Genomic DNA, 25,685 nt, shown 5'->3' with positions numbered 1-25,685 from the left:
CCTTCGCGCTCTCGTCCCGTCGCCGGGACCTCAGGGATTCATCTCGCGAAGGAGATCTCCGTGACCGTCAAGCCCGAAGCCGTGACCGCACGGGCCACCGTGTACGGCTACCCCCGGCAGGGACAGCGCCGGGAGCTGAAGCAGGCCATCGAGGGCTACTGGAAGGGCCGCGTCACCGCGGACGCCCTGCGGGCCACCGCCGCCGAGTTGCGCCGGGGCAACTGGCAGGACCTGGTGGCCGCCGGCGTGCACGAGGTGCCGACCGGCGACTTCTCGTACTACGACCACGTGCTGGACGCCAGCGTCATGGTCGGTGCGGTGCCCGAGCGGCACCGCGCGGCGGTGGCCGCCGATCCGCTCGACGGCTACTTCGCGATGGCCCGCGGCACGCAGGACGTGGCGCCGCTGGAGATGACCAAGTGGTTCGACACCAACTACCACTACCTGGTGCCCGAGTTGGGGCCGGACACCGCCTTCGTCGCCGACTCCCGCAAGCAGGTCGCCGAGCTCAAGGAGGCCCTCGCCCTGGGGCTGGCCGCCCGCCCGGTGCTGGTCGGGCCGGTCACCTATCTCCTGCTGTCCAAGCCCGCCCCCGGGGTCGCCGCGGACTTCGAGCCGCTGACGCTCCTGGACCGGCTGCTGCCGGTCTACGCGGAGGTCCTCGCGGACCTGCGGGCGGCGGGCGCGCAGTGGGTGCAGTTGGACGAGCCGGCGCTGGTCCAGGACCGCACGCCGGCCGAGTTGAACGCCGCGGCGCGCGCCTACCGTGACCTGGGCGCCCGCACCGACCGGCCCCAGCTCCTGCTCGCCTCCTACTTCGACCGGCTCGGCGACGCCCTGCCGGTGCTGGCCAAGGCCCCCGTCGAGGGCCTGGCACTGGACTTCACCGAGGCCGCCGCCGCCAACCTCGACGCCCTGGCCGCCGTCGGCGGCCTGCCGGGCAGGCGCCTGGTGGCCGGCGTGGTCAACGGCCGCAACATCTGGATCAACGACCTGGAGAAGTCGCTGGCCACCCTCGGCACGCTGCTCGGCCTCGCCGACCGGGTGGACGTCGCGGCGTCCTGCTCGTTGCTGCACGTGCCGCTGGACGCCGGCCTCGAACGGGACGTCGATCCGCAGATCGCGCGGTGGCTGGCCTTCGCCAAGCAGAAGACCACCGAGCTGGTGACCCTGGCTCGGGGCCTGTCACAGGGCACCGACACGATCGCCGCCGAACTCGCCGCCAACCGTGCCGACCTGGCCTCCCGCGCCCGTTCCGCCCTCACCCACGACCCGGTGGTGCGGGCCCGCGCCGGGGCCGTCACCGAGGCCGACGCCCGCCGGTCCCAGCCGTACGCGGAACGGGCCGCCGCCCAGCGCACCCACCTCGGGCTGCCGCTGCTGCCGACCACCACCATCGGCTCGTTCCCGCAGACCGGCGAACTGCGCGCCGCCCGCGCCGACCTGCGCGCCGGCCGCATCGACACCGCCGGCTACGAGGAGCGCATCGAGGCCGAGATCCAGGAGGTCATCGCCTTCCAGGAGAAGACCGGCCTCGACGTCCTGGTCCACGGCGAGCCCGAACGCAACGACATGGTCCAGTACTTCGCCGAGCAGCTCACCGGCTACCTCGCCACCCGGCACGGCTGGGTCCAGTCCTACGGCACCCGCTACGTGCGCCCGCCGATCCTGGCCGGCGACATCTCCCGCCCCGAGCCGATGACCGTCCGCTGGACCACGTACGCCCAGTCGCTGACCCAACGTCCCGTCAAGGGCATGCTCACCGGGCCCGTCACCATGCTCGCCTGGTCCTTCGTCCGCGACGACCAGCCCCTCGGCGACACCGCACGCCAGGTCGCCCTCGCGCTCCGCGACGAGGTCGACGACCTGGAGGCGGCCGGCACCTCGGTCATCCAGGTCGACGAGCCCGCACTGCGCGAAACCCTGCCGCTGCGGGCCGCCGACCACGCCGCGTACCTCGCCTGGGCGACCGAGGCGTTCCGGGTGACCACCGGCGGGGTACGGCCCGACACCCAGGTCCACACCCACATGTGCTACGCCGAGTTCGGCGACGTCGTCCAGGCCATCGACGACCTCGACGCCGACGTCATCAGTCTGGAGGCCACCCGCTCCCACATGCAGGTCGCCCGCGAACTGGCCGCCCACGGCTACCCGCGCGAGGCCGGCCCGGGTGTCTACGACATCCACTCCCCCCGCGTCCCGAGCGCCCAGGAGGCCGCCGACCTGCTGCGCACCGGACTGCGGGCCATCCCTGCGGAACGCCTGTGGGTCAACCCCGACTGCGGGCTGAAGACCCGCGACTGGCCCGAGGTCCGGGCGTCCCTGGCGAGCCTGGTCAGCGCGGCCCGGACGGTGCGCGCCGAGTTGTAGGCCCGTGTCCGGCGGCCGCCGGGCCCGCCCCGGTCGTCGTGACCGGGGCGGGCGCCGGCGCGTTCGGACCGTCCGGCCCGCGCGCGCCGTCAGCCGGTGTGACGGATCCGGAAGCGGGCGGGCTCCGCCGGATCCCGGTCGACGACCTGGACCGGTGCCCCGTCCCCTTGCCACACGCCGATGCCCGGCGTGCGGGCGAACCTGACCGGGCCGCGGGTGCCCTCGATCTCGACGCGCGGCCAGGCCCCGGCGATGCGCGCCCGGTCCTGGCCGTGCGAGCGCAGCACTTCGGCGAGGACGGTGACCGTGTCGTAGCCCTCGAAGGCCACGAAGGAGGGTGGCTCGGCCAACCGCTCGTGCAGGGCCGCCGCCACGCGCGCACCGAACGGTCCGAGGCGCTCCGGCAGGTAGCGCAGGAACGGGATGCCGGCGCCGTCGTCGCCGAGCGTCGCGGCCCACGAGGCGAACTCCGGTTGCCCGGCCGGAGCGCCCAACAGGAGCCCGGCGAGCCGCTGGTCCCGGCGGACGGCCCGGACGATCGACACGGCCGGTTCCGGGTGGCCGACCAGGAGCAGCAGGGCCGTCGCACCGTGGTCGACGAGCGCGTCGCACAAGTCCGTTGGGGCGAGCGTGCTCGCGTCGAGTGCGACGACGTCACCGCCGCGCGGCGCGAGGTGGTCCCGCAGGATGCGGGCCCCGGACGTCCAGTAGACGCTCGGCACGGCTGCCACGGCGACGCGCCGGTGGCCCGCGCCGAGCAGGAAGTCCGCGTAGATCCGCCAGCCGCGGGACTGCGGCGGGGCGAGGCGCGCGACCCATGGCGTCGGCCCGTCGGTGAGGGCGTCGAGCACCGCCGACGAGCAGAGGAACGGCAGCCCGAGCGTGTCGGCCCTGACGGCCGCGGTCCGGGCCACGACGCTGTGGTACTCCCCCACCACGGCAGCCACCCCCAGGCGCGCCAACTCCTCGACGGCCGCCGCGGCCCGCTGCGGATCGGCCGCGGTGTCCCGGACCACCACCTCCAGTGGCCGTCCGACGATCCCGCCGGCGTCATTGACGTCGCGAACGGCCACCTCGATGCCGGCGAGCAAGTGGTGGCCCGCTTCGGTCCAGCCGGGCGGGGTGAGCGGGGCGAGGGCGCCGATCCGGACGGGTGCCCCGTCGGTCGATGGTGCTCCGGCTGGGGCGGGTGGCGTGTTCATGCGTCTGCTTCTCCCGAACGACGAGGCGGCGGCAGGGCGCCCGGAGCGCGGGGCGGCAGGGCACGGCACCGCGCGCTCGTGCCCTCGTGCCGTCCCGGGCGCACCTGGGGAATCATGCCGGTCATTGCATCCACGGCCCCCGTCGACCGGCAACCCATTAACGCGAAGCCGACGAGTTCGTACAGCCGGGAGCGGATCTGCATGCCGGGCAGCGCCCCGACCACCGTGCCGACCTGCGGATTCCGCACCGTTGCCGGCGGTGGATCGGCGCATCCCGCGAATCCCGCGGATGCTATTTTTGCCCCCGCCCAGGCAGCGAACGGCCGGGCGAGGAGGGGGTGTGCGGTGGCCCGGCGACCGACCGAGCGGAAGGTCTACGCGCACGCGAAGCCGCGCCGGTTGCGGCGCGTGCACGGGATGAACCAGGTCGAGATGGCCCGTGCGCTCGGCATCTCCACCAGCTACGCCGACCAGATCGAGCAGGGCCGGCGCCCGCTGACCGCTCCGGTGCTGCTGCGCCCCGCGGGGCCGGCCGGCGACCGACCCGCCATCGCCCCGGACCGGCGCACGTACGTGCCGTATCCGGTGGAGGGCCGGCGCCCGTCGGAGGAAGGCCACCGTCCCGTGCCGGAAGCAGGAGGAACGCCCGCGTGACCAGCCGTGTCATCCTCATCTCCCCCGCCAGCAACCCGGCGTTGCGGCGGGCCCGCTTCGACGACGGGGCCTCGCTCGACGCCGCCGGCGCGGCCCGGGCGGCCTCGGCGGCCGGCTCGCTGCCCGCCGCCGACCGGGTCCACGTCTCCCCCACCGTGCGCTGCCGGGAGACCGCCGCGGCGCTCGGCCTCGCCGGGCCGTCGGGCCCGGCGGCGGAACTGGCGGCGTGGGACGTGGGACGTTGGCGGGGGCGGACGCTGGACGAGGTGGCGGCCGCGGAGCCCGCGGCGGTGGCGCTGTGGCTGGCCGATCCGGGCGCGGCACCGCACGGCGGCGAGTCGGTGCGGGACCTGTGCGCACGGGTGGCGCGGTGGTTGGCCGACTGCGGCGGGCAGGACGGGCGGACGCTCGCGGTCGTCGAACCGGAGGTCGTCCGGGCCGTGGTGGTGGGCGTGTTGGGGGCTCCCGAGGCCGCGTTCTGGCGGGTGGACGTGCCTCCGCTCGCGGCGACCGAGCTCAGCGGCCGGTCCGGGCGGTGGAACCTCCGCCTCGGACGCACCCTGGGCACTCCCGGCGCAGCGGACGCGCCCTGACGCCGGTGGTGGGTGACCGCCAGCCCGTCTGCCCGTCTGCCCGTCTGCCCGTCTGCCCGTCTGCCCGTCGGAAACGCAAGAGGGCCCTCGGACGGTGTCGGAGGGCCCTCTCGGTACGGGCGGCGTCACTGCGGGGCGGGAACCGCCGCCCCGGGTGCGGCCGTCGCGGGCCGGGGGTGCAGCAGGCGTTCGGCCAGTTCGCCGAAGGCCAGGCCGAACGCGCCCCAGAGGGCGGTCTGGATGGCGAGGGCGCCCAGGCGGAACCGCCACAGCAGCGCGGCCGGGAAGCCCGTCGGTACCTCGTTGATGACCGGGAGGAAGGCGTACGCCAGCCCGACCGCCACGGCGAAGGCGGCCACCGCGACGACGGTCGCCCACCAGGTGCCCAGGCGGGGTGCGAGCCGCTTGCCCAGGAGGGTGGCGCCGATCGCCAGCAACACGCTGAGCAGCATCATCAGGAAGTACAGGGTGGTGCGTTGGCCGATGGTGTCGGGGTCGCCGACGGACGGCGGGTTGGCCGGGTACTTCAGGAACGGCACGACGTAGACGGCGAGCAGCGCGCAGCCGGACAGCAGCAGGGCGGTGGCGCGCGGGCCGAAGCGGCCGACGCGGCCGAGCGCGAAGCAGAAGGCGAGCGCGGCGATGCCGCCGAAGGCCACGCCGTAGACCAGGACGCCGGTGGCGAGGCCGGCGGTGGACTGCAGGGAGCGGGAGACGACTTCCATCTCGTGCTCGTGGGAGTGGGCGTCCTCGAAGCTGATGGCGCTGTTGACGCTGGGTTCACCGAGGACGTAGGCGACGACGAGGGCGAGCACGCCGGCGGCGAGGCCGGCGAGCATGCCCCGCACGAGGAGGTTTCTCACTGTTGCGGAGTTCATGGGTGCGGCGTCCCTCGCGTCAGTGGCAGGGGAAGCCGAGCAGGTGGCGGGCGTCGTGCACCCACTCATGGACGTCCGTGCCGTCGAACACGGAGGTGGCGCCCTGCTCGGCGCCGACGAAGTACAGCAGGACGAGCATCAGGATGCCGAAGAAGACCGCCCAGGGAGCTATCGCCTTGAGCGGCAGCGTGGCGGGTACGGCGGGGGTGGTGGCGGTCGGCTGGGCGACGGACTGCGCCATGGCAGGGCCTCCTCTGGGAGTTCGCGTCCCATCTCGGTGGTGCACTGGACGGCGGCTGCGGGTCTGACTCACGGACGCTCCCGGCGCGCGGGGGCGTCTCGTTCACAGTGGCGCGACCGTCCCGGATTCCCACCGGGTTCCGCCTCGCCGTCGTCGATATCGAGGAGACGGTACCGCGTGACAGGGGCATGGCCAAGACCGGGCCGCCGACGGGTGCCCGGTTCCCCGGCGGGCGGTGCGGCCCGCGGGCGTGCAGGTCAGCGGCGGGTGGGGCGGGGTGGGCGCGGTGTCGGAACCGGCGGCGGTGCGGCGCCGCGTGGGCCGCTTCCGCGGTTCGTCGGCGGACGAGGGCGCCTCGCGGCCCGTCCCGAGGCGAACGGCCGTGCCGCGGCGGCCTCTTGACCCGCACCGGGCGAGCGCGAACCGGAGGTTGCCCATCCGGTCCCGTGTCCGCATATTCACCACGCGTGAACACAGTGTCCGAATAGCGAACATTCGCGGCGCTCACGCACCGTGTCGCCGCAGACTCGTGGGCTCAATGATCGTCTCAAGCAACGAACGGGCACGCATGACTCGGAGTACCACCCGGTCGCCCCAGGACTCCCCGCGGGCCGTGCAGGACCCTGCACCCCCGTTGTCCCACGGCCTCAAACAGCGCCACCTGTCGATGATCGCGCTCGGCGGCGTCATCGGCGCGGGACTCTTCGTGGGATCCGGGGTCGGCATCGCCACCGCCGGACCGGCCATCGTCCTCCTCTTCGCGGCCACCGGCGCACTGGTCATGCTGATCATGCGGATGCTCGGGGAGATGTCCGCGGCCCGCCCGTCCACCGGCTCGTTCTCGGTGCACTCCGAGGCCGAACTCGGTACCTGGGCCGGCACCACCTCGGGCTGGATGTACTGGCTGATGCTGTGCGCCGGCGTGGCCGCCGAGGCGACCGCGGCGGGCGCGATCATGCACTCCTGGGTGCCGTTCCTGCCGGCCTACGGCTGGGTCGCGGTCTTCATGGTGTTCTTCTGCGCCAGCAACCTGACCGCGGTCAAGAACTTCGGCGAGTTCGAGTTCTGGTTCTCCACCATCAAGGTCACCGTGATCGTGGCGTTCCTGGTGCTGGGCGTGCTCGGCATCCTCGGTGTGTTCGGGAACTCCCCCGGCGCCGGCAACCTCACCGACCACGGCGGCTTCTTCCCGACCGGCGCCGCCGGCCTCGCCGCCGGGCTGCTGACCACCATCTCCGGGTTCGCCGGGCTGGAGACGGTCACCATCGCCGCTGCCGAGTCCGACGAGCCGCGCCGCAACGTGGTCCGCGCGGTCCGCACCGCCGTCTGGCGCATCGCCGTCTTCTACATCGGCTCCATGGCCGTGGTGGTCACCCTGGTCCCGTGGAACGACCCGAAGGTCGCCACGGCCGGCCCCTACGTCACCGTGCTCGACCGACTGGGCATCCCGGCCGCCGGCACGATCATGCAGGTCGTGGTGCTGGTGGCGCTGCTCTCCGCGATGAACGCCAACATCTACGGCTCGTCCCGCATGGCGTACTCGCTGGTCACCCGGGGCCAGGGCCCGCGGCTCCTGAGCAAGGTGACCAACGGCGTGCCGGCCGCCGCGGTGGTGGCGTCCTGCCTGTTCGGCTTCGCGGCCGTGATCGCCGGCATCATCTGGCCGACCACGGTGTTCGCCTGGCTGCTGAACATCGCCGGCTGCTCGGTACTGGTCGTCTGGACCATCGTCTGCCTCACCCAGCTGAAGATGCGCCGCCGCCTGGAGCGCGAGACGCCCGAGCTGCTGTTGGTGCGGATGTGGGGCTTCCCGTATCTGACGTGGGTGGCGCTGGCGGCCATCCTCGGCGTCTTCGCGGTGATGGCCACCTCCTCGGACGGCCGTCACCAGCTCGTCGGCACCGCCGTCGTGGTGGCGGCACTGATCGTCGCCGACCGCCTCAAGCACCGGCGCGACCGGCGCGGTCTGAGTACCCCCCAGCCGTAGTCGCCACCGCGACCGGCACCCGCAGCGGCCCGCCCGTGGACAGCATCCACGAGCGGGCCGCCGCGCGTCCGCACGGCACCGGCCGGGCCCTCGGCGCACCCGGGGGGCGGCGCCACGGGCGCCGGAGGGCCCCGCCGCGCGGCTCAGCCGGTGGTCAGGGCGAAGAGCACCAGGAACGCCACCCAGCACAGGGCGACCAGCACGGCGCCCGCCACCTCGGTGCGCAGGGGCCGCGCCCGGCCGGGCACCAGCCAGAAGGCGAGGACCCGGTTGATCAACGGCAGGAGCAGCCAGGTCAGGATGGCGACGCTCAGCACGTTCGAGAGGAACAGGCTGAGGTATCCGGGCACCCCGAGCGCGCCGAACCGGGAACCCACGGTGAGGTTCAGGACCTGGACGGTGGGATAGAGCGCCAGGAGCACGCACATGGCCTGCTTCCAGTTGGGCGGTGCGCCCTCCTCGGCGCGCGAGTCGAAGCGGAACCAACTGCCGAACGCCGAACCGACCTTGCGCACGTCGCAGGAGACGAAGAAGGCGCGGCCCTCGGCGAGGAGTCGGGTGCGCTCGGCGGAGGCGAGCCAGGCGTCGAGGTGGCGGCGGTGGTCGAACCGGAAGACTGCGACCCACCTGCCCTGGACGCCCTGCACCGGGCGGAACAGCTCCGATCCCATGAAGCCGGGGAAGGTCCGTTGGGCCGCCAGTACCCGGGCCTGCCACCGCACGAAGTCCTGTTCCTGGTCGGGTCGTACCTCGTGGGAGATCACCGCGGTCACGGAGTCCTGGACCGGAGTGCCGCCGACGAGGACCTCCTGCGCGGGCGGCTCCTCGAAGAGGTCGCGCCCCTGCTCGATCAGGGCCCGGCGCGCCTCGGAATCCAGCCAGGCCGACAACTGGCCGAGGTGAGCGAACCGGAAGACGACGACCCATTCGTTCTCGGCCGCGGAGCCCGGTGGGTAGACCTCCGTCCCCTCGAACCCGGGGAACGCGCGCACCGTCTCGCTGGTGCGCTCCTGCCAGCGCCGGTAGTCGTCCTCCCGGCCCGCCCGGACCTTCTGCGAGATCACGACGGTCGCGACGTCGCTGCGGGAGCCACGGCTTGCAGGGCAACTCACCCTTACTAGACTAATCCACAAAGGGTCATAAAGTGACAAACCTCCTTCTCCTTGGTGAACCGCCGAGGTTCTCCCGCTCATCGGGGACCGGACGCGACGCTCTGATCGGAGGCACCGGTCATGGGGCACAGAGAATTCATGGCCGAAGCGGTCGCGTTGGCGACCGAATCCGTCGAGGAGGGCTGGGGCGGCCCGTTCGGTGCGGTGATCACCCGCGGCGACGAAATCATCGCGCGCGGCCAGAACCGCGTGCTGCTGACGGCGGATCCGACCGCACACGGTGAGGTGGAGGCCATCCGCAAGGCGGTCCAGTTCCTCAACACCGAGGCACCCACCGTCTCCGAGGAGCACCAGAACTTGTACACGTTGGAGTTGGTGCCCCGCCCTGAGGGTTCACCGGACCGGCTGCCGGAGCGTGCGCGGATGCTCCAGGGCTGCTCGATCTACACCAGCGGCGCCCCCTGCCCGATGTGCATGAGCGCCATCTACTGGTCGCGGATCGACGCCGTCTACTTCAGCTGTGACTGGCAGGCCACCGAGGAGATCGGCTTCAGCGACGCCTTCCAGTACGAGGACTTCCGCAAGCCCCCGGAAGAACGGAGCATCACCATCGCCCGGGTGTACCCGGAGTTGGGCGCCCGCTCCTACCAGGCGTGGACGGACAAGCCGAACCGCCACCCGTACTGACCGCCTGCCCGCCCCGCCTTCCCGCCGCCTGCCTGGGGGTACCGGATGGACCTCGACACCGTCACCGCGGTCGTGGCGGCACCCACCCGCGCGGCCCAGGCGACCTGGCGGCCGGGCGACGCCTGGCTGGCCGGTGGTACCTGGCTGTTCTCCGCACCCCAACCCCACCTCCGCCGCCTCATCGACCTGCGGGGGTTCGACTGGCCACCGTTCCGGATCGACGCAGACGGGCTGGAGATCGCGGCCACCTGCACGCTGGCCCGACTCGGCCGGATCGACCCGCCGGCGGAATGGGCGGCGGCCCCGCTGATCGGTCAGTGCCGACGGGCGCTGCTGGGTTCGTTCAAGGTCGCGAACGAGGCCACCGTGGGCGGCAACCTGTGCCTGTCGCTGCCGGCGGGCCCGATGATCTCGCTGGCCACGGCGCTCGACGGGGTCTGCACCCTCTGGCGGCCCGACGGCGGTGTGCGGCAGGTCGCCGCCCTCGACTTCGTCACCGGCCCGCAGCGCAACGTGCTGGCCCCCGGCGAACTGCTGCGCTCGGTCACCCTGCCGGCCGCGGCACTGCGCTGCCGCACCGCCTTCCGCCGGATCTCGCTGACCCCGCACGGCCGTTCCGCGGCGCTGCTCATCGGGCGGCGATCGCCCGACGACGGCGCGTTCACGCTGACCGTCACCGCCGCCACCGTCCGCCCGGTCCGACTGGCCTTCCCCGGGCTGCCCGGGGCGGCGGAGCTGCTCACCGCGCTGGAACGGGCCGTTCCACCGTGGCTCTACCACCACGACGTGCACGGCGCGCCTGCCTGGCGGCGGCTCATGACCGTCAGGTTCGCCGAGGAGATCCGCGCCGAGTTGGCCCGGCCGCGGCAGGAGGGAGCACGATGAGGTGCGAGGTCAACGGCCGGGTCTTCACCAGGGAACCGCGGCCCGGACAGTGCCTGCGCAGCTACCTGCGCGAGCTGGGCTGGTTCGGGGTGAAGATGGGCTGTGACGCCGGGGACTGCGGGGCGTGCACCGTGCACGTCGACGGCGAGCCGGTGCACAGTTGCCTCTTCCCGGCGTTCCGCGCCGCCGGCCGCCGGGTGACGACGGTCGAAGGGCTCGCCGGCGACGCCGCGTTGCATCCGGTGCAGCGGGACTTCCTGGCCGCGCAGGGATTCCAGTGCGGCTTCTGCACGGCGGGCCTGATCACGACGGTGGCCGCGCTCGATCCCGAGCAACGGCGCAACCTCCCCGAGGCGTTGAAGGGCAACCTGTGCCGGTGCACCGGGTACCGGGCGATCGAGGACGCCGTCCACGGCGTCGTACGGGTCGACGACGATGCCGAAGGGGAGTCGGTGGGGCGGAACCTGCCCGCGCCGGCCGGCCCTCAGGTGGTGACGGGCACGGCCCGCTACACCCTGGACGTCTCCGTCGAGGGCCTGCTGCACGCGAAGTTGGTGCACGCGCCGCACGCGCACGCCCGGATCACCGCGATCGACACCAGCGCCGCGCGTGCGGTGCCGGGGGTGCGGGCCGTGTTCACCCACGAGGACGCGCCGGCCCGCCGGTACTCCACGGGACGGCACGAGGACGCCACCCTCGACCCGGCCGACACCCGGCTCTTCGACGACGTGGTCCGCTTCGCCGGGCAGCGGGTCGCGGCGGTGGTGGCCGACAGCGTGGCCGCCGCGGAAGAAGGATGCCGCCAACTGGCCGTCACCTACGAGGTGTTGCCCGACGTGTTCGACCCCGAGGTGGCCATGACGCCCGGCTCCCCGGTGCTGCACGGCGACAAGGGGCCCGAACAGTACATCGCGGACGCCGACCGCAACATCGCCGCCGAGGTGCACGGCGACCTGGGCGACGTCGAAGCGGCCTTCGCGACGGCCGACGTCATCCACGAGGACACCTACGTCAGTCACCGCCTCCAGCACGCGCACCTGGAGAGCCACGCCTCGCTCGCCTGGCTGGACGCCGCCGGCCGGCTCACCGTCCGGACCAGCAGTCAGGTGCCGTTCCTCACCCGGGACGCCCTGTGCACCCTCTTCGCGTTGCCCAAGGACCGGGTCCGGGTGCTGTGCGGCCGGGTCGGCGGCGGCTTCGGCGCCAAGCAGGAGATGTTCACCGAGGACGTCGTCGCGTTGGCGGCCCTACGCACCGGCCGGCCGGTGCAGTTGGAGTTGACGCGCGAGGAGGAGTTCACCGCCACCGCCGTCCGGCACCCCATGAGCGTGCGGGTCAAGGCCGCGGCCCGGCGCGACGGCACCCTCACCGCACTGCAACTGCGGGCCGTCGCCAACACCGGCGCGTACGGCAACCACGCCACCGCCGTGATCCACGGCTGCAACGAGTCGATCGCCGTCTACCGCTGCCCGAACAAGAAGGTCGACGGCTACGCCGTCTACACCAACACCGTGCCCTCCGGGGCCTACCGCGGCTACGGACTCAGCCAGACGATCTTCGCCGTCGAGTCGGCCATGGACGAACTGGCCCGCGCGCTCGGGACGGACCCGATCGCCTTCCGCGAGCGCAACGTGATCCGGCCCGGCGATCCGCTGCTGAGCTTCGACGCCGCACCCGACGACGTCGAGATCGGCAGCTACGGCCTGGACCAGTGCCTGGCCCTGGTCCGCTCGGCGCTGCGCCGCGACGCCGGCGCGCGCCCGCCGGCGGGCGCGGACTGGCGCGTCGGGCAGGGCATCGCGCTGGGGATGATCGACACGATCCCGCCGCGCGGACACCACGCCGAGGCCCGGATCGCCCTGCGCGCCGACGGACACTACGAACTCACCGTCGGCACCGCCGAGTTCGGCAGCGGCACGACCACCGCGCACCGGCAACTCGTCGCGGACGTACTCGGGACCCGTCCCGAACGGATCCGGATCGTGCACGCCGACACCGACCGCCTCGACCACGACACCGGCGCGTTCGGCTCCACCGGGATCGTGGTCGCGGGGCTGGCGGCGACCCGGGCCGCCGAGGAACTGCGGACCCGCATCATCGCGGCCGGGGCGCGCTACGCCGGGGTCGAGCCGGCCGCCTGCGCGCCGGCCGACGACCACGTGCGCTGCGGCGAGGCCCGCGTCCCGCTCGCCGACCTCGCGACGCGGTCCCGGGCCACCGGCCCGGAACTGTCCGCGACCGCCACGAGCGAGGGCACGCCGCGTTCCGTCGCGTTCAACGTGCAGGGCTTCCGGGTCGCGGTGCACACCAGCACCGGCGAGATCAGGATCCTGCGGAGCGTCCACGCGGCCGACGCCGGCCGGGTCGTCAATCCGTTGCAGTGCCGCGGCCAGATCGAGGGCGGCGTCGCGCAGGCCGTCGGCGCGGCCCTGTACGAGTCGCTGCTGTGGGACGACGACGGGCACCTCGTCACCACGTCCTTCCGCACCTACCACGTCCCGGCGTTCGGTGACGTGCCGCGGACCGAGGTGTACTTCGCCGACACCGCGGACGCCCTCGGGCCGCTGGGCGCCAAGTCGATGAGCGAGAGCCCGTTCACCCCGGTCGCCCCCGCCCTGGCCAACGCGGTGCGGGACGCCACCGGCATCCGCTTCGGCGTGCTGCCGCTGACCCGCGACCGCGTCTGCCTGGCCCTCGCCGCCGCCCGCGCGACCACCACCGCGCGGGAGTACCTCACACTCGGGCGGCGGTCCTGAGGTCCCGGTCGAAGGCGCGGATGTCGTCCTCGGTCAGCGACGTCCGGGTGTGCGCGATCGCCTGGAGGTAGTCGCCGGTGAGCCGGGTCGGATCGGCGCCCTCGTCCGGCCCGGAGGCCAGGTGACGTTCGAAGGCGCTCTGCGCGGCGGTGCGCGCCGCGTACTCGATGTCCGCGGGCGTGAACCGGTCACTGGCCTCGACCAGCGCGTCGAGTTCGAGGCCGGCCGCGCGGTCCGGGCCGATGTAGCGGATCCAGATGGCACGCCGGGCCTGGGGGTCGGGCGGCCCGACGGGGATGAGGTAGTCGAAGCGGCCCGGACGCAGGAAGGCCGGGTCGAGGGAGCGCACCGCATTGGTGGCGCAGATCAGCAGCCGGCGCTCACCGCGCCGGAACTGCGGTATGAGCTTGAGGAGTTCGTTGGTGACCCGGTGCGCGAGCGTCGTCGGGTCGTGCCGCTCGGAGGCGATCTCCTCGGCCTCGTCGAAGAACAGCACGGCCTGCTCCAGGTGCTCGACGCGGGCGAAGAGCCGACGGAGTCCGGCCGCGACGCCGTGCGCGTCGTCGGCGAGCTGGTAGGGGAACACCTCGATGAACGGCCAGCGCAGCCGGGAGGCGACCGCCCGCGCGAAGGTGGTCTTGCCGGTGCCGGGCGGGCCGAAGAGCACCACGGCGCGGGGCGGCACCAGGCGGTACTCGCCGGCGACGTCGGGGTGCTCCAGCGGGAGCACCAGCCGACGCTCGATCAGCGCCTTCTCGGCGCTCATGCCGGCGATGCCGTCCCACAGGCCGGCGTCCGGCACGGTCCCGCCGAGTTGGTCGAGCAAGGTGGCCTCGGCGGAGTCCGCGGTCAGCTGCTTCTCGACGTAGTGCAGGTCCGGTCGGGCCACGTAGCCGGCGCGGGTGAACGCCCGCTGGCCGGCCTCCTCGTCCGGCAGCAGCGCCCCGATGCGGCGCACCCCGGATCGCCCCAACCGGTCCTCCAGGGCCGCCAACAGCGCCTGCCCGACGCCGTGCCCCCGCCACGGCTGGCCCACCGCCATCCGCAGGATCCAGGCGCGTTCCTGCGCCACCAGGGAGACCGCGGCACCGACGATCTGGTCGCCCACCACGGCCACCACGGCCGGCGCTTCGGCGTGCAGCGCGCTCACCGCCTCCGCCAGGCTCACCGCGAGGCCCACGGTGGCGTCCGGCGCTTCTTCCCAGATGCGCACCACCTGGTCCAGATCGCTCTCCTCCAGCGCACGGACCCGCCATGGAGACATCGCACGTCACCTCTCCGGACCGGTGCCGAGGGGCACGCCCCGACACGTCGGGCCTGTGCCGCCCGCACGGTCGGGAAGCGGTGGCCGCCCTGTGGGCGGCCCCTCGTCCTCCCTGCCCGCTCGGTGTGGAGCGGGGGCGCCGCACGGGCGCCGTGCGTCGATTGTCACCCGCCGCGCGGTGTCCCGCGAGGGGCGGCCGGAGGACCTCGGGCGAGTGGGCGGCAACTCCGCCCGCTCGCCACGCTGTGCATGCGGACCGCTCGGTTCGGTGGCGGTGCGCCGGGCCGGCCGCCCGGCACCGGCGACCCGGACCCGGTCGGTGGGAAGACTGCCGGACATGACGACCTCCACAGACGAACCGCGCCGGGCACCCGGTCGGACCGCGCCCGGGGCCCGGGCCGTCGCCGCGGGCGCGGTGGGCAACTTCATCGAGTGGTACGAGTTCGGCGTCTACGGCTACTTCGCCACCGTCGTCGCCGCCAACTTCTTCACCCCGCAGGGTGGCGGAGCCGCGGAGGCCCTGGTCAAGACGTATGCGACGTTCGCGCTGGCCTTCTTCTTCCGACCGCTGGGCGCGTTCCTCCTCGGCCGGGCCGGCGACCGCTTCGGCCGTCGGCCGGTGCTGATCGCGGCGGTGGTGACGATGACCGGCGCCACGACGCTGATCGGGGCGCTGCCCACATATGCCACTGCGGGCGCGGCCGCCCCCTGGTTGCTGACCGCGCTGCGGATCGTCCAGGGCCTCTCCGCGGGCGGGGAGTTCGGCGGCGCCGTCGCCTTGATGACCGAGTGCGCGCCCGACGGGAAACGGGGGCGGTACGGCGCGTGGCAGTCCTTCACCGTCGCGCTCGGACTGCTCGGGGGCGCGGCCGCGGCGACCCTGGTGACGACCGTGCTGTCGGCGGCGCAGGTCGCGGCGTGGGGCTGGCGGCTGCCGTTCCTGGCGGCCCTGCCGATGGGGCCCTCGCCCTGCTGCTGCGCCTGGGCCTGCCCGAGTCCCCGGCGTTCCGCCGCAGCGCGCCGGATCGCGCGGGCGGTGACGGCGCCCCGCCCGCGCCCCGGCCGCCGCTGCGGAGCACGGCCCGGGCGGTCGTCCTGGGATGCGGGCGCCTCGTGGCCTGGTCGGCGGCGGGTTACACGTTGCTGGTGGTGCTGCCGTCCTACCTCCAGAACACCGTCGGGGCGAGTCCGGCCCGGTCCCTGCTCACCACGGTCATCGCCAACCTCGGCTTCGCCGTCACGATCCTCCCCGCGGGCGCGCTGAGCGACCGGGTGGGCCGGCGCGCGGTGATGGTGACCGGTGCCGCCCTCTCGGCGGTGTGCGCACTGCCCCTGCTGCACCTCGTCCAGCAGCGCTCCGCACCCCTGTGGTTGACGTGCGGGGCGGTGGCCGTCGCCGGCGCGCTGGTGGGTCTGCTGGCCGGGCCGGGGCCGGCGATGCTTGCCGAGACGTTCCGCACGCCGGTCCGCACCACCGGCCTCGGCGTGGCCTACGCGCTGTCCAACGCGGTGTTCTCCGGCTGCGCCGGGCTGCTGGTCACCGAACTGATCCGGCGCACCGGCAACCCCGACGTACCCGCCTACTACGTCATCGTCACCTGCGCCCTGGGCACCCTGGCCCTGGCCACGCTGCACCGCGACGACCACCGCCGGCCCTTGCCCTAGGAGTCACCCGTCCCACTCCTCCGCGAGGACGGACCAGATCTCCGTGTCCTGCCGGACGCCCCGGTACGGGAACTGCTGGCGCAGCACCCCGTCGCGACGCATGCCGAGCCGGCGCGCCGCCGCGACGCTGCGCTTGTTGGTGGGCGTCGTCCGCCACTCCACGCGGCTCATCCCGCGCTCCCGGAAGGCCCAGTCGATCAGCAGCCGACTGGCGCGGTGCACCAGACCGCGCCCCTCCCCCGCCGACTCCAACCAGCAGCCGATCTCGCAGACTCCCAGCGCCGCGTCGAACTGCGTGAACATCACGCCGCCGACCAGCACCCCGTCCAACCAGATGCCGTAAATGCGGGCGCCGTCCTTGGCTTGGCCGTCCGCGTAGCCCTGGAGGACGGTGAGCGCGGTCACCAGGTCGGTGCTGCGGGTCGCCCACGGGATCCAGGGGTCCACGGTGGGCCGCGCGCGCTCTATGTGGGCCAGGAACTCCGGCGCCTGCCAGGGCTCCAGGGGCCGCAGTTGGGCGCCGTCATCGAGCGGCAAGGCGAACATGGGTCCTCCGTCTGCGTCCACGGTACGTAACAAGCGTTCGGTACGTACCCTAATCCCCATGCCTCCTCCCGCCCCCGTCGATCACGCATCCCGTCGCGAGCGCGTCTCCCAAGCGGTGTGGCGCATATTGGCCGCCAAGGGCTTCGGCGGCCTGACCCTGCGCGCCGTGGCGGCCGAGTTGGACGTCTCCACCGGCCTGGTCATGCACTACTTCCCGACCAAACGGGCCCTGATCGTGCACGCCCTCGAACTGCTGGAGAAGGACGGCGCGGAGCGCCCCCGTCGCCCGCACCCCCAACCGGGGCTCGCCGCCCTCCGCGCCACCCTCCTGGACCTGCTGCCGATCGGCGAGGAGAACACCGCCCGCAACCGGATCTGGGTCGGCTCGTGGGACCAGGCCCTGGCCGACCCGGGCCTGCACGCCGACCAGGCCGACCGTTACGCCCGCATCCGCGCCGCGCTCCGCCCCCACCTGGCCGCCGCCCGCACCCTGGCCGAGCTCCCCGCCGACGCCGATGTCGACCAACTCGCCGCGACGGTGGTCGCGTTCGCCCACGGCCTGACCGTCCAGGCCCTGTTCGACCCGGACCGCTTCCCCGCCCAGGCCCAGACCGCGGCGGTCGACGGCTTCCTGGCGGCCCTCCGCACCCCCGACTTGAACTAGAAACACTTTTAGACAACGTCTAAAAGTAAGTGGCCGCTGCCATTTACGCACCTTACTCTTTCACTCATGAGCACACAGACCGCAACACTGCTGACCGTGAACGTGGGGCGGAACCTCACCGCCCCCTATGCCGCCGCCCACGGCACCGGCATCGACAAACGTCCCGCGCCCGGCCCCGTGGCCGTGGCCGCCCCCGGCCCCAAGGGCATCGGCGGCAGCGGCCTCGCCGGCGACGCGGTGCTGGACCGCGTCCGACACGGCGGCGACGACCAGGCCGTCTACGCCTACGCCCGCGAGGACCTCGACGACTGGCAGCGGCAACTGGACCGCACGCTCCCCAACGGCGTCTTCGGCGAGAACCTCACCACCACCGGCCTGGAAGTCACCGACGCCCGCATCGGCGAACGCTGGCGCATCGGAGGGGAGTTACTGCTGGAGGTGACGTCACCACGGGTCCCCTGCCGTACTTTCCAAGGCTGGTTGGACGAACCCGGCTGGGTCAGACGCTTCACCCGGGCCGCGGTACCCGGCGCGTACCTGCGGGTCCTGACGCCCGGCGAGATCCGCGCCGGCGACCCGGTGCGCGTCGAGCACCGGCCCGACCACGACGTCACCGTCGCGCTGATGTTCCACGCCCTGACCACCCGACGCGAACTGCTGCCCCGCCTCCTCGACGCGGGCCCTCCCCTGCCGGCCGAGGCCCGGACGAAGGTGCTGGCGTACCAGGAGGCCCTCACCCGGGCGGCGCTCCGGTGATCCGCTTCTCGAACCAGTGGTGCGCGTAGGGCTCGTCGTTGAAGGCGGCGACCTCCTCGAAGCCGCAGGAGCGGTAGAGGCCGATCGCGGCGGTGAGCGCCTCGTGGGTGTCCAGGCGCAGCACGTCGCAGCCGTGCCGGGCGGCCTGCGCCACCAACTCGGCCACGAACCTGCGCCCCAGACCCAGCCCCCGGGCCTGCGGTGCGACCCACATGCGCTTGATCTCGGCTGGTGCGCCGGGCGGCAGCTTCAGGCCGGCGCAGCCAACCGGTTCGCCGTGCAGCCGGGCGACCAGCAACAGGCCGTGCGGGGGCTGGAGTTCGCCCGCGTCGGGGAGCAGGCTACGCACCGGGTCGAAGCCCGACGCGAACCGCTCCCGCAACTCGCCGAAGTAGGACTGCAGGCAGTACTGGGCATCGGGGTGGTCCGGCGCCACAGTGTGCAGCACGACCGTCGCAGCGGTCAGCAACCGGTTGACCTCCGCCATCGCGGTCACCAGCCGGTCGCGCTGGGCGGCGTTGAGCGGTTCGAGCAGGGAGCCGGCCAACTCGTCGCTGCGGCGGTCCACCAGGACGCGTTCCGCACGTCCGGCCTCGGTGAGCCGGACGGTGCGCACCCGCCGGTCCCGGGGCTGCGGCTGCACCGTCACCAGGCCGTCGCCCTCCAACGACCGCAACAACCGGCTGACATACCCGGAGTCCAGTCCCAGGCGCTCGCGCAACCACCGCACGTCCTGCCCCTGCTCGCCGATCTCCCACAGCAACCGGGCCTCGCCGATGGGCCGGTCCCGCCCGAGGTAGTGGTCGTGCAGCACGCCCACGCGTTCCGTGACGGCGCGGTTGAAGCGCCGCACCTGGTCGATCTGCGTCGCATCCATCCTCTGACCTTAGTCAGAGGATCATGTCGGGACCAGTTCGCTGCGCGCCGTCACCCATATCCCTTGCGCACGATCGCCGTGGACGTCAGGGTCTCGCGCATGACGACGTTCTCCGTGCGCCCCCTCGCGGTCGAGGACTGGGCCCTGTACCGCACCGTTCGCCTGGCCGCACTCGCGGACGCCCCGGAGGCGTTCGGCTCCACCTGGGAGTCGGAGCAGGCGTTCACGGAGGACAGGTGGCGCGAACGCCTCGCCCGGCGCAACCAGTTCGTCGCGCAGGACGGCGACCGGACGTACGGACTGATCGGCATCGTGCCGGTCGAGGCGGGCCGTGCGGAACTGGTGTCGATGTGGGTGCACCCCGACGGCCGCGGGCGCGGCGTGGGGGATCTCCTGGTGCGGGCGGCGTTGCAGTGGGCGAAGGACCACGGTTGCCCCCGGGTCGAGCTCTGGGTCGCCGAGGAGAACGACCGCGCGGAGCGCCTCTACGCCCGGCACGGCTTCCAGCGCACCGGGCGGGTGCAGCCGGTGCGCCCGGGCGAACCCCGCCGGGAGTTCGCCATGGCCCGCACCGAACCGGCCGGCTGAGACCCGCCCCGACGAAGCGGCCCGCCACGCGCAGGCGCGTGGCGGGCCGGTTCCGGACGTCTCGGCGCGCCCTCAACCACCGTCGCCCCGGGGACCGTTCCGCACCGCGGTGACGTGCTCCGTCGTGGCGGCCGGGACGTGCGCGCACCAGCCGGGCGACCGGGCGGTGCGGCGCTCAGCGTCCCCCGTGGCGGAACTCAGGAAGCGGCGGGACGGCGGCCGCCCCGCCGGTCGGCACCGCGGCCGCCCGCGCCACCCGCACCGCCGGTGGCCCCGCCGCCCGCCTTGCGGCGGGCGGAACCGCGGCCGCCGCCGTTGGTGGCGGCGCCGCCGCCGGCCGCGCCGCCCACGGCCGCTCCGGCCGCGCCCCGGCGGCCCCGACGTCCCGCACTCGCGCCGGCAGCGGTCGCCGCCGCTCCGGTTCCCGTTCCGGTCCCGGTACCGCTGCGACGTCGACGGCCGGACCGCCGAGCGCCCTCGGTGCCGGGCTTGCGGTCCGAGCGGGCCGCGGACGGTGCCGCCTGCTGGGGAACTTCGAGGACGACGGCCACGCCGGAGGGCTCCCGGGCACCGGTGATGGTGGCCAGTTCCGCGTCGCTGGACGTGATGCGGGCCGTCCGGGGACGGATGCCGGCGTCCGACATGAGCCGGGTGACCTCCCGCTTCTGGGCGGGCAGGACCAGGGTGACCACGCTGCCGGAGCCGCCGGCGCGGGCGGTGCGACCGCCGCGGTGGACGTAGTCCTTGTGGTCGGTGGGCGGATCGACGTTCACGACCAGGTCGAGATCGTCGACGTGGATGCCGCGGGCCGCGACGTTGGTCGCCACCAACGCGGTGACCTGGCCGTTCTTGAACTGTTCCAGGGTGCGGTTGCGCTGCGGCTGGGAACGGCCGCCGTGCAGGGCCGCCGCGCGGACACCGACGGCCAGGAGCCGCTTGGCCAGCCGGTCAGCGGACCGCTTGGTGTCGAGGAAGAGGATGACCCGGCCGTCGCGGGCCGCGATGCGCGTCGTGACGGCCTTCTTGTCGGTCTCGTCCTGGACGTGGAACACGTGGTGCTCCATGGTGGTCACCGCGCCCGCGGAGGGGTCCACGGAGTGCACCACCGGGTCGGTCAGGAACCGCTGGACCAGGCGGTCGATGTTGCGGTCCAGGGTGGCCGAGAAGAGCATGCGCTGTCCGTCGGACCGCACGTGCTGGAGCAGCTTGGTGATCTGCGGCAGGAAGCCCATGTCGGTCATCTGGTCGGCCTCGTCCAGCACCGTGATGCGGACGCCGTCCAGCACGCAGTCACCGCGCTCCACCAGGTCGTTGAGCCTGCCCGGGGTCGCCACGAGCACCTCGACGCCACGGCGGAGCGTGCTGGCCTGCTTGGTGATGGACAGTCCGCCGACCACCGTCGCCAGGCGGAGGTTCACCGCGGTCGCGTAGGGGGTCAGTGCGTCCGTCACCTGCTGCGCGAGTTCACGGGTGGGCACCAGTACGAGGGCCAGCGGGGCCTTGGACTCCGCCCGCTGTCCGGCCGTGCGGGCCAGCAGCGCCAATCCGAACGCGAGGGTCTTGCCGGACCCGGTGCGTCCGCGTCCCAACAGGTCGCGGCCGGCGAGCGAGTTGGGCAGCGTGGCGGCCTGAATGGGGAACGGGGTGGTCACGCCCTGTGCGGTGAGGGTCTTCAGCAGCCCCGCGGGCATGTCCAGGCCGGCGAAGTCCTCGACGGCGGGAAGTGCGGGTGTCGTGTTTTCCGGCAGCCGGAACTCCCTCGACGACGGTGCGGACGACGCGGGCGACGCGGCGCGCCGATTCGACTTCTGGGACCTGCGGGACATGCGGTTATGTGCCTTCCTGAAAACAGCGCAAACCGGGGTCCGCACCACGGCGGTGCGGACCCCGGCTAGCGGATACGCGTCCGGCACTCAGGCGGGGACGATGTTCTCCGCCTGGGGGCCCTTCTGACCCTGCGTGACGTCGAAGGAGACCCGCTGGCCCTCCTGGAGCTCACGGAAGCCCTGGGACTGAATGTTCGAGTAGTGGGCGAAGACGTCCGGGCCGCCGCCGTCCTGCTGGATGAAGCCGAAACCCTTTTCGGCGTTGAACCACTTCACGGTTCCCTGTGCCATGACTTTCTCCTTCTGGTAAACAAAGGACCCATCCGGAGATGCCGGAAAAACAAACAAGGCGCCTGAAGGAGAAACATTCCCGTCAGGCGCACATGGGTTCATGGGTACCACAACTGCAACTTCTAAACCGTAGCACAGCTCGGCGGTCGACGAGGGGCGCCAGGTGCACTGAGTGCCTGGTGGCGGGGGTCGGCGGGCGCTCAATAGTCGCGGCCGTTGAGGCCGCGGTAGACGAAACGGGTCAGCGCCTCGATCGTCTCCTCCTCGGCAGCCGGGTCGGCCTGCTGCTGCCGGGCCTGGAGAAAGGCGTGGACCAGCGAGAACGCCATGCGCAGGGCGGTCTCCGGAGCGGCGGGTAGCTGGCGCCCCGCCTCGGCGACGTGGGCGACGTGACCGAGCAGGTCGGCCGTCTCGCTCGCCGCGAAACGATCGACGGTGGCGGCGAAGCCCTCGTTGACCAGGGCCGCCTCCCGCACGGCGCGCAGCGTCACGGCGTGCTCGCGGTAGCGGCGGACGTACACCGCGACGTGTTCGCGGACCGCCTGCGGATCGGTGAAGTCCGACCGGTGCCCGGGGGCGGCGGCCCACGAGTCGCCGTCGGCCGCCATGTCGGCCATGAGCGCTTCGAGCAGGGCTTCCTTGCCGGCGAAGTGGTTGTAGAAGGAGCCCGCCGCGCGTCCGGCCTCGGCGGTGATGTCCGTGATCTTCGTGTTGAGGTAGCCGCGTTCGGCGAACACCCGCTTGGCAGCGGCCTTCAGGGCGGCCTCGGTCTCCGCCGCTTTCTCCTTGCGCTTCACGGCACCTCCTTGACCGGGAACAGTACCAACCAGCATACTGAATCCACATTCAGTGAATCGTGATTCAGAAACGAGGTTCGACCATGGACGTGATCATCGCCGGCGCCGGTCCCACCGGACTGACCCTGGGCATCGACCTGGCCCGACGGGGACTCGCCGTGCGCGTCGTCGACCAGGCGGACACACACTTCGACGGCTCGCGGGGCGACGGCCTCCAGCCCCGCACCCTGGAAGTCTTCGAGGACCTGGGCGTGCTCGACGCGGTCCTCCAGCAGGGACGGGTGGTGCCGACGGTCCGTGTGCACCTCGACGGGGCGCACGTCACGGACCGGCGGACGGCCGCGCTCCTCGACCCCACCCCCGATGTGCCCTACCCCAACGCCTGGGTCCTCGGCCAGTCACAGACCGAGCGCATCCTGCGGGACCGCCTCGCCGCGTTCGGCACCCGCGTCGAACTCGGCACCGCACTGGTCGACTTCACCCAGGACGCGGACGGCGTGACGGTCCGCCTCTCCAACGGCGAGACCGTCCGCGCCGCCTACCTGGTGGGCGCCGACGGCGGGCGCAGCACCGTCCGCAAGGCCCTGGGCATCCCGTTCCGGGGGACGACGGACGAGAGCGTGCGGATGCTGCTCGGCGACGTGACCGCCGACGCCCTGGACCACGACTGGGGCTACTGGTTCGCCCGCGCCGACGCCCCCTGGTCCGGCGTCGGCCTGAGCCCGCTGCCCGGCACCCCGGGGTTGTTCCAGTTCAACGCACCGCTCTGCGAGGACGACGACGAAGCCTCGCTGGGGACCCTCCAGGGCAAGCTGGACGCCGTGGGCGCGGGGGTCCGGCTGGACCGGCTCGCCTGGTCGACCGTCTGGCGGCCGAACATCCGCCTGGCCGAGCGCTTCCGCAGCGGCCGGGTCTTCCTCGCCGGCGACGCCGCGCACGCCCATCCGCCCACCGGCGGCCAGGGCCTCAACACCGGCGTGCAGGACGCCTACAACCTCGGTTGGAAACTGGCCGACGGCGCGCCCGACCTGCTCGACAGCTATCAGGCAGAACGGCGCGCGACCGCCGAACGGGTCCTCGCGATCAGCTCCCGGCTGCTCCAGAAGCACCAGGACGGCGCCGAGGACGCCCACGAACGCGGGGCGAACACCCGCCAGTTGGACGTGAGCTACCGGACGACCGAGGGAAGCCTCGTGGCCGGTGACCGCGCGCCGGACGCCCCCGTCACCGACGCCGACGGCCGGCCCGTCCGGCTCTTCGACCTCTACCGCGGCCCGCACGCCACCCACCTGACGTTCGGCGTCGCCGCCCCGGACGCGCCGCACGCCTTCGCGGTGCTGCGCCCCGGCCAGTCCCCCTCCGGCCCGCACGTCGTCGACACCCACGGGCACGCCCACCGCGCGTACGACGCCTCGGCGGGCACCTCCGTGCACGTGCGCCCCGACGGCTACGTAGGCCGGCGGCACTGACGCCCGTCCCCGGGGGCGCCCATGGACCCGACGCGGCGCGGCGCGGCACCGACGGACCAGTGCGAGGGGCGCCGGGACCAGCCACTGGTCATCATCGAGGTGTGATCATTCCGAGCTCGCTGCCCCTGCGCCGTCGCCTCGCCGCCGCGTCGGTCGCGGCCCTGATCGCCGCCCTCCCGGCCTGCGCGGGCGGTGCCGGCTCCGGACGCACCGGGACGGTGTCCTCGGCGGCGGCGCGTGCCGCCTCCTCGATGTCGGCCGCGCCGACCGCCACGGCCCAGCCGTTCAGACACGTCCCGACCCAGGCCGTCTGCCGCCGGGTGCTCGGCTCCGCCTGTTACGCCGCCGACGCGGTGCGCCGGGCGTACGGCGTCGACAAGCTCGACGCCGCCGGCATCACCGGCAAGGGACGCACGGTCGTGGTCTGGGAGGAGGTCGTGCCCGACACGCTGCGGGCGGACCTGGAGACGTTCAGCACGACCATGAAACTGCACCTGCCGGACCTGACCGTCGACCGGTACGCGCCGGCCGGACACATCGCGCCGTTCGACGCGCACAACGCGCGAATGGCGGGCGCCGCCCTGGAGACCACGCTCGACACGCAGATGGTGCACATGCTGGCGCCGGACGCGAAGATCGTCGTCACCCAGATCGGCCTGCCCGAGCACGCGTACGCCTCGCCCTCCCCCGGAACGCCCCGGACCCCGTCCGCCCAGGACACCCGGCGGGCGGCGGCGGGCGGCGCCACGCTGATCCTCGACGGGATCGCCCAGAGCCTCCGCAACCACCGCCCCGACGCGATCTCGATCAGCTACGGCATCGAGGAGTACACCGCCGCCGGCAACAGCCAGGCGCCCGCCGACGACCTGCTCGCGCTCAGCCCGGCGCTGGCCGAGGTCGTCGCGAGCGGCACCACGCTGACCGCCAGTACGGGCGACTTCGGTGCCGCGCCGCCCGTCGGCCCGGGCCGCGAGCGCGTCCGGTCCGTCTCCTGGCCGGCCTCCGACCCCAGCGTGCTCGCCCTGGGCGGCTCCCGTCTGCACCTCGACGCCGAGGGCCGGCGCACCGGTCCGGACACCGTCTGGCACGACCGGGCCGGCGCCACCGGCGGCGGCCCCTCGCAGACCTTCGCCCGCCCCCGCTATCAGGACCGGGTGGCGGACGTGGTGGGCGGGCGCCGCGGTACCCCCGACATCTCCATGGACGGCTCCGCGTCCGGCGGCACCCTCGTCTACCAGGGGTTCCTCCCGGCGGGCGCGGGCTGGCTGCCGGTGGGCGGCACCAGCGAGGCCGCCCCCATGTTCGCGGCGCTGGTCGCCCTCGCCAACCAGGAGGCCGGCCGTCGGCTCGGCGCCCTCCACGAGGCGCTCTACGCCCTCGCCGGCGATCCGCACGGCGGGGTCGTCGACATCACCGAAGGGGACAACGGCCCCTACGGATTCCAGGCGGCCCCGGGCTACGACCTGGCTTCCGGGCTCGGCACGGTCGACGCCTCCGTCTTGGTGCCGCAACTGGCCGCACGGGTCCGACCGAGGCGCTGAACGTCGCGCCGTCGCCCAACTCCCCGGAATCCGGGC

Annotated in this window: 21 protein-coding genes, 2 pseudogenes and 1 riboswitch; of the genes and pseudogenes, 13 read left to right on the top strand and 10 right to left on the bottom strand. The window is 73.4% G+C overall.

Annotation, left to right across the window (positions count from 1 at the left end; genetic code table 11):
* Window positions 1–60: 60 nt before the first annotated feature.
* On the top strand, window positions 61–2,370 hold the full coding sequence (metE, locus tag ACLJT4_RS16135; RefSeq protein WP_411123008.1) for a 5-methyltetrahydropteroyltriglutamate--homocysteine S-methyltransferase: 2,310 nt from the start codon (window positions 61–63) through the stop codon (window positions 2,368–2,370).
* 89 nt (window positions 2,371–2,459) lie between these two features.
* Here the strand turns inward: metE and ACLJT4_RS16130 are convergent, their stop codons facing one another.
* Window positions 2,460–3,572, bottom strand: a complete 1,113-nt coding sequence (locus tag ACLJT4_RS16130) for an ABC transporter substrate-binding protein (protein ID WP_411123007.1) — start codon at window positions 3,570–3,572, stop codon at window positions 2,460–2,462.
* Between the two features lie 345 nt (window positions 3,573–3,917).
* On the opposite strand from ACLJT4_RS16130, the pseudogene ACLJT4_RS16125 reads away from it, so the two are divergent.
* Window positions 3,918–4,118, top strand: a pseudogene (locus ACLJT4_RS16125) (helix-turn-helix domain-containing protein); the annotation flags it as partial.
* 104 nt (window positions 4,119–4,222) lie between these two features.
* Window positions 4,223–4,819, top strand: a complete 597-nt coding sequence (locus tag ACLJT4_RS16120; protein ID WP_411123006.1) for a histidine phosphatase family protein — start codon at window positions 4,223–4,225, stop codon at window positions 4,817–4,819.
* 125 nt (window positions 4,820–4,944) lie between these two features.
* Here the strand turns inward: ACLJT4_RS16120 and ACLJT4_RS16115 are convergent, their stop codons facing one another.
* Together ACLJT4_RS16115 and ACLJT4_RS16110 are read right to left on the bottom strand one after the other, a co-directional pair.
* Window positions 4,945–5,697, bottom strand: coding sequence for a CbtA family protein (locus tag ACLJT4_RS16115; RefSeq protein WP_411123005.1), 753 nt, complete (start codon window positions 5,695–5,697; stop codon window positions 4,945–4,947).
* A 19-nt stretch (window positions 5,698–5,716) separates the two neighbouring features.
* Entirely contained in the window at window positions 5,717–5,938 is a 222-nt protein-coding gene (locus tag ACLJT4_RS16110) for a CbtB domain-containing protein (protein WP_411123004.1), read from the bottom strand.
* A gap of 61 nt (window positions 5,939–5,999) precedes the next feature.
* Window positions 6,000–6,079: riboswitch (cobalamin riboswitch) on the bottom strand.
* Between the two features lie 427 nt (window positions 6,080–6,506).
* On the opposite strand from ACLJT4_RS16110, the gene ACLJT4_RS16105 reads away from it, so the two are divergent.
* Entirely contained in the window at window positions 6,507–7,925 is a 1,419-nt protein-coding gene (locus ACLJT4_RS16105) for an amino acid permease (protein ID WP_411123003.1), read from the top strand.
* A 143-nt stretch (window positions 7,926–8,068) separates the two neighbouring features.
* Here the strand turns inward: ACLJT4_RS16105 and ACLJT4_RS16100 are convergent, their stop codons facing one another.
* Complete coding sequence (locus ACLJT4_RS16100) at window positions 8,069–9,037, bottom strand: antibiotic biosynthesis monooxygenase (RefSeq protein WP_411123002.1); 969 nt, start codon at window positions 9,035–9,037, stop codon at window positions 8,069–8,071.
* Window positions 9,038–9,175: 138 nt separating this feature from the next.
* On the opposite strand from ACLJT4_RS16100, the gene ACLJT4_RS16095 reads away from it, so the two are divergent.
* From ACLJT4_RS16095 to ACLJT4_RS16085, 3 genes are read left to right on the top strand one after another with little or no spacing between them, the layout of a single operon-like run.
* Window positions 9,176–9,724: a nucleoside deaminase gene (locus ACLJT4_RS16095; protein WP_411123001.1), complete on the top strand. Its 549-nt coding sequence runs from the start codon at window positions 9,176–9,178 to the stop codon at window positions 9,722–9,724.
* 45 nt (window positions 9,725–9,769) lie between these two features.
* The gene (locus tag ACLJT4_RS16090) at window positions 9,770–10,609 is read left to right on the top strand and encodes an FAD binding domain-containing protein (RefSeq protein WP_411123000.1); all 840 of its coding nucleotides are present in this window, start codon (window positions 9,770–9,772) and stop codon (window positions 10,607–10,609) included.
* On the top strand, window positions 10,606–13,365 hold the full coding sequence (locus ACLJT4_RS16085; RefSeq protein WP_411122999.1) for a molybdopterin-dependent oxidoreductase: 2,760 nt from the start codon (window positions 10,606–10,608) through the stop codon (window positions 13,363–13,365). Before ACLJT4_RS16090 ends, ACLJT4_RS16085 begins: the two co-directional genes overlap by 4 nt.
* Here ACLJT4_RS16085 and ACLJT4_RS16080 read toward each other — a convergent pair.
* The gene (locus tag ACLJT4_RS16080; RefSeq protein WP_411122998.1) at window positions 13,343–14,629 is read right to left on the bottom strand and encodes an ATP-binding protein; all 1,287 of its coding nucleotides are present in this window, start codon (window positions 14,627–14,629) and stop codon (window positions 13,343–13,345) included. The two genes, ACLJT4_RS16085 and ACLJT4_RS16080, sit on opposite strands and share 23 nt — an antisense overlap.
* Before the next feature lie 337 nt (window positions 14,630–14,966).
* On the opposite strand from ACLJT4_RS16080, the pseudogene ACLJT4_RS16075 reads away from it, so the two are divergent.
* Window positions 14,967–16,294, top strand: a pseudogene (locus tag ACLJT4_RS16075) (MFS transporter).
* Window positions 16,295–16,297: 3 nt separating this feature from the next.
* On the opposite strand, the gene ACLJT4_RS16070 reads toward ACLJT4_RS16075, so the two are convergent.
* Complete coding sequence (locus ACLJT4_RS16070) at window positions 16,298–16,840, bottom strand: GNAT family N-acetyltransferase (RefSeq protein WP_016577996.1); 543 nt, start codon at window positions 16,838–16,840, stop codon at window positions 16,298–16,300.
* Window positions 16,841–16,898: 58 nt separating this feature from the next.
* Between ACLJT4_RS16070 and ACLJT4_RS16065 the strand changes: the two genes are divergently transcribed.
* Together ACLJT4_RS16065 and ACLJT4_RS16060 are read left to right on the top strand one after the other, a co-directional pair.
* Window positions 16,899–17,504, top strand: a complete 606-nt coding sequence (locus ACLJT4_RS16065) for a TetR/AcrR family transcriptional regulator (protein WP_411122997.1) — start codon at window positions 16,899–16,901, stop codon at window positions 17,502–17,504.
* A gap of 66 nt (window positions 17,505–17,570) precedes the next feature.
* Window positions 17,571–18,260 carry an MOSC domain-containing protein gene (locus ACLJT4_RS16060; protein WP_411122996.1) on the top strand — a complete coding sequence of 230 codons (690 nt, stop codon included), beginning with the start codon at window positions 17,571–17,573 and terminating at the stop codon, window positions 18,258–18,260.
* On the opposite strand, the gene ACLJT4_RS16055 is transcribed toward ACLJT4_RS16060, so the two are convergent.
* Window positions 18,238–19,137, bottom strand: coding sequence for a GNAT family N-acetyltransferase (locus tag ACLJT4_RS16055; RefSeq protein WP_411122995.1), 900 nt, complete (start codon window positions 19,135–19,137; stop codon window positions 18,238–18,240). The genes ACLJT4_RS16060 and ACLJT4_RS16055 overlap by 23 nt on opposite strands.
* A 99-nt stretch (window positions 19,138–19,236) precedes the next feature.
* Here ACLJT4_RS16055 and ACLJT4_RS16050 point away from each other — a divergent pair, with 99 nt between their 5' ends.
* Window positions 19,237–19,725: a GNAT family N-acetyltransferase gene (locus ACLJT4_RS16050; RefSeq protein ID WP_411122994.1), complete on the top strand. Its 489-nt coding sequence runs from the start codon at window positions 19,237–19,239 to the stop codon at window positions 19,723–19,725.
* Between the two features lie 197 nt (window positions 19,726–19,922).
* On the opposite strand, the gene ACLJT4_RS16045 is transcribed toward ACLJT4_RS16050, so the two are convergent.
* From ACLJT4_RS16045 to ACLJT4_RS16035, 3 genes are all read right to left on the bottom strand, one after another.
* Window positions 19,923–21,551, bottom strand: a complete 1,629-nt coding sequence (locus ACLJT4_RS16045; RefSeq protein WP_411122993.1) for a DEAD/DEAH box helicase — start codon at window positions 21,549–21,551, stop codon at window positions 19,923–19,925.
* An 87-nt stretch (window positions 21,552–21,638) separates the two neighbouring features.
* On the bottom strand, window positions 21,639–21,842 hold the full coding sequence (locus ACLJT4_RS16040) for a cold-shock protein (RefSeq protein ID WP_016578941.1): 204 nt from the start codon (window positions 21,840–21,842) through the stop codon (window positions 21,639–21,641).
* A 200-nt stretch (window positions 21,843–22,042) separates the two neighbouring features.
* Complete coding sequence (locus tag ACLJT4_RS16035; RefSeq protein ID WP_411122992.1) at window positions 22,043–22,639, bottom strand: TetR/AcrR family transcriptional regulator; 597 nt, start codon at window positions 22,637–22,639, stop codon at window positions 22,043–22,045.
* An 83-nt stretch (window positions 22,640–22,722) separates the two neighbouring features.
* Between ACLJT4_RS16035 and ACLJT4_RS16030 the strand changes: the two genes are divergently transcribed.
* A complete protein-coding gene (locus ACLJT4_RS16030) occupies window positions 22,723–24,108 on the top strand; it encodes an FAD-dependent monooxygenase (RefSeq protein ID WP_411122991.1) in 1,386 nt (461 codons plus the stop codon).
* Window positions 24,109–24,209: 101 nt separating this feature from the next.
* Window positions 24,210–25,649, top strand: coding sequence for a S8 family serine peptidase (locus tag ACLJT4_RS16025; RefSeq protein ID WP_411122990.1), 1,440 nt, complete (start codon window positions 24,210–24,212; stop codon window positions 25,647–25,649).
* Window positions 25,650–25,685: the final 36 nt, after the last annotated feature.

This window comes from Streptomyces sp. x-19, assembly GCF_046549115.1.
Lineage (GTDB): Bacteria > Actinomycetota > Actinomycetes > Streptomycetales > Streptomycetaceae > Streptomyces > Streptomyces albulus_C.
The sequence above is the reverse complement of the archived record's forward strand: the minus strand, read 5'-3'. Positions and strand labels throughout refer to the sequence as shown.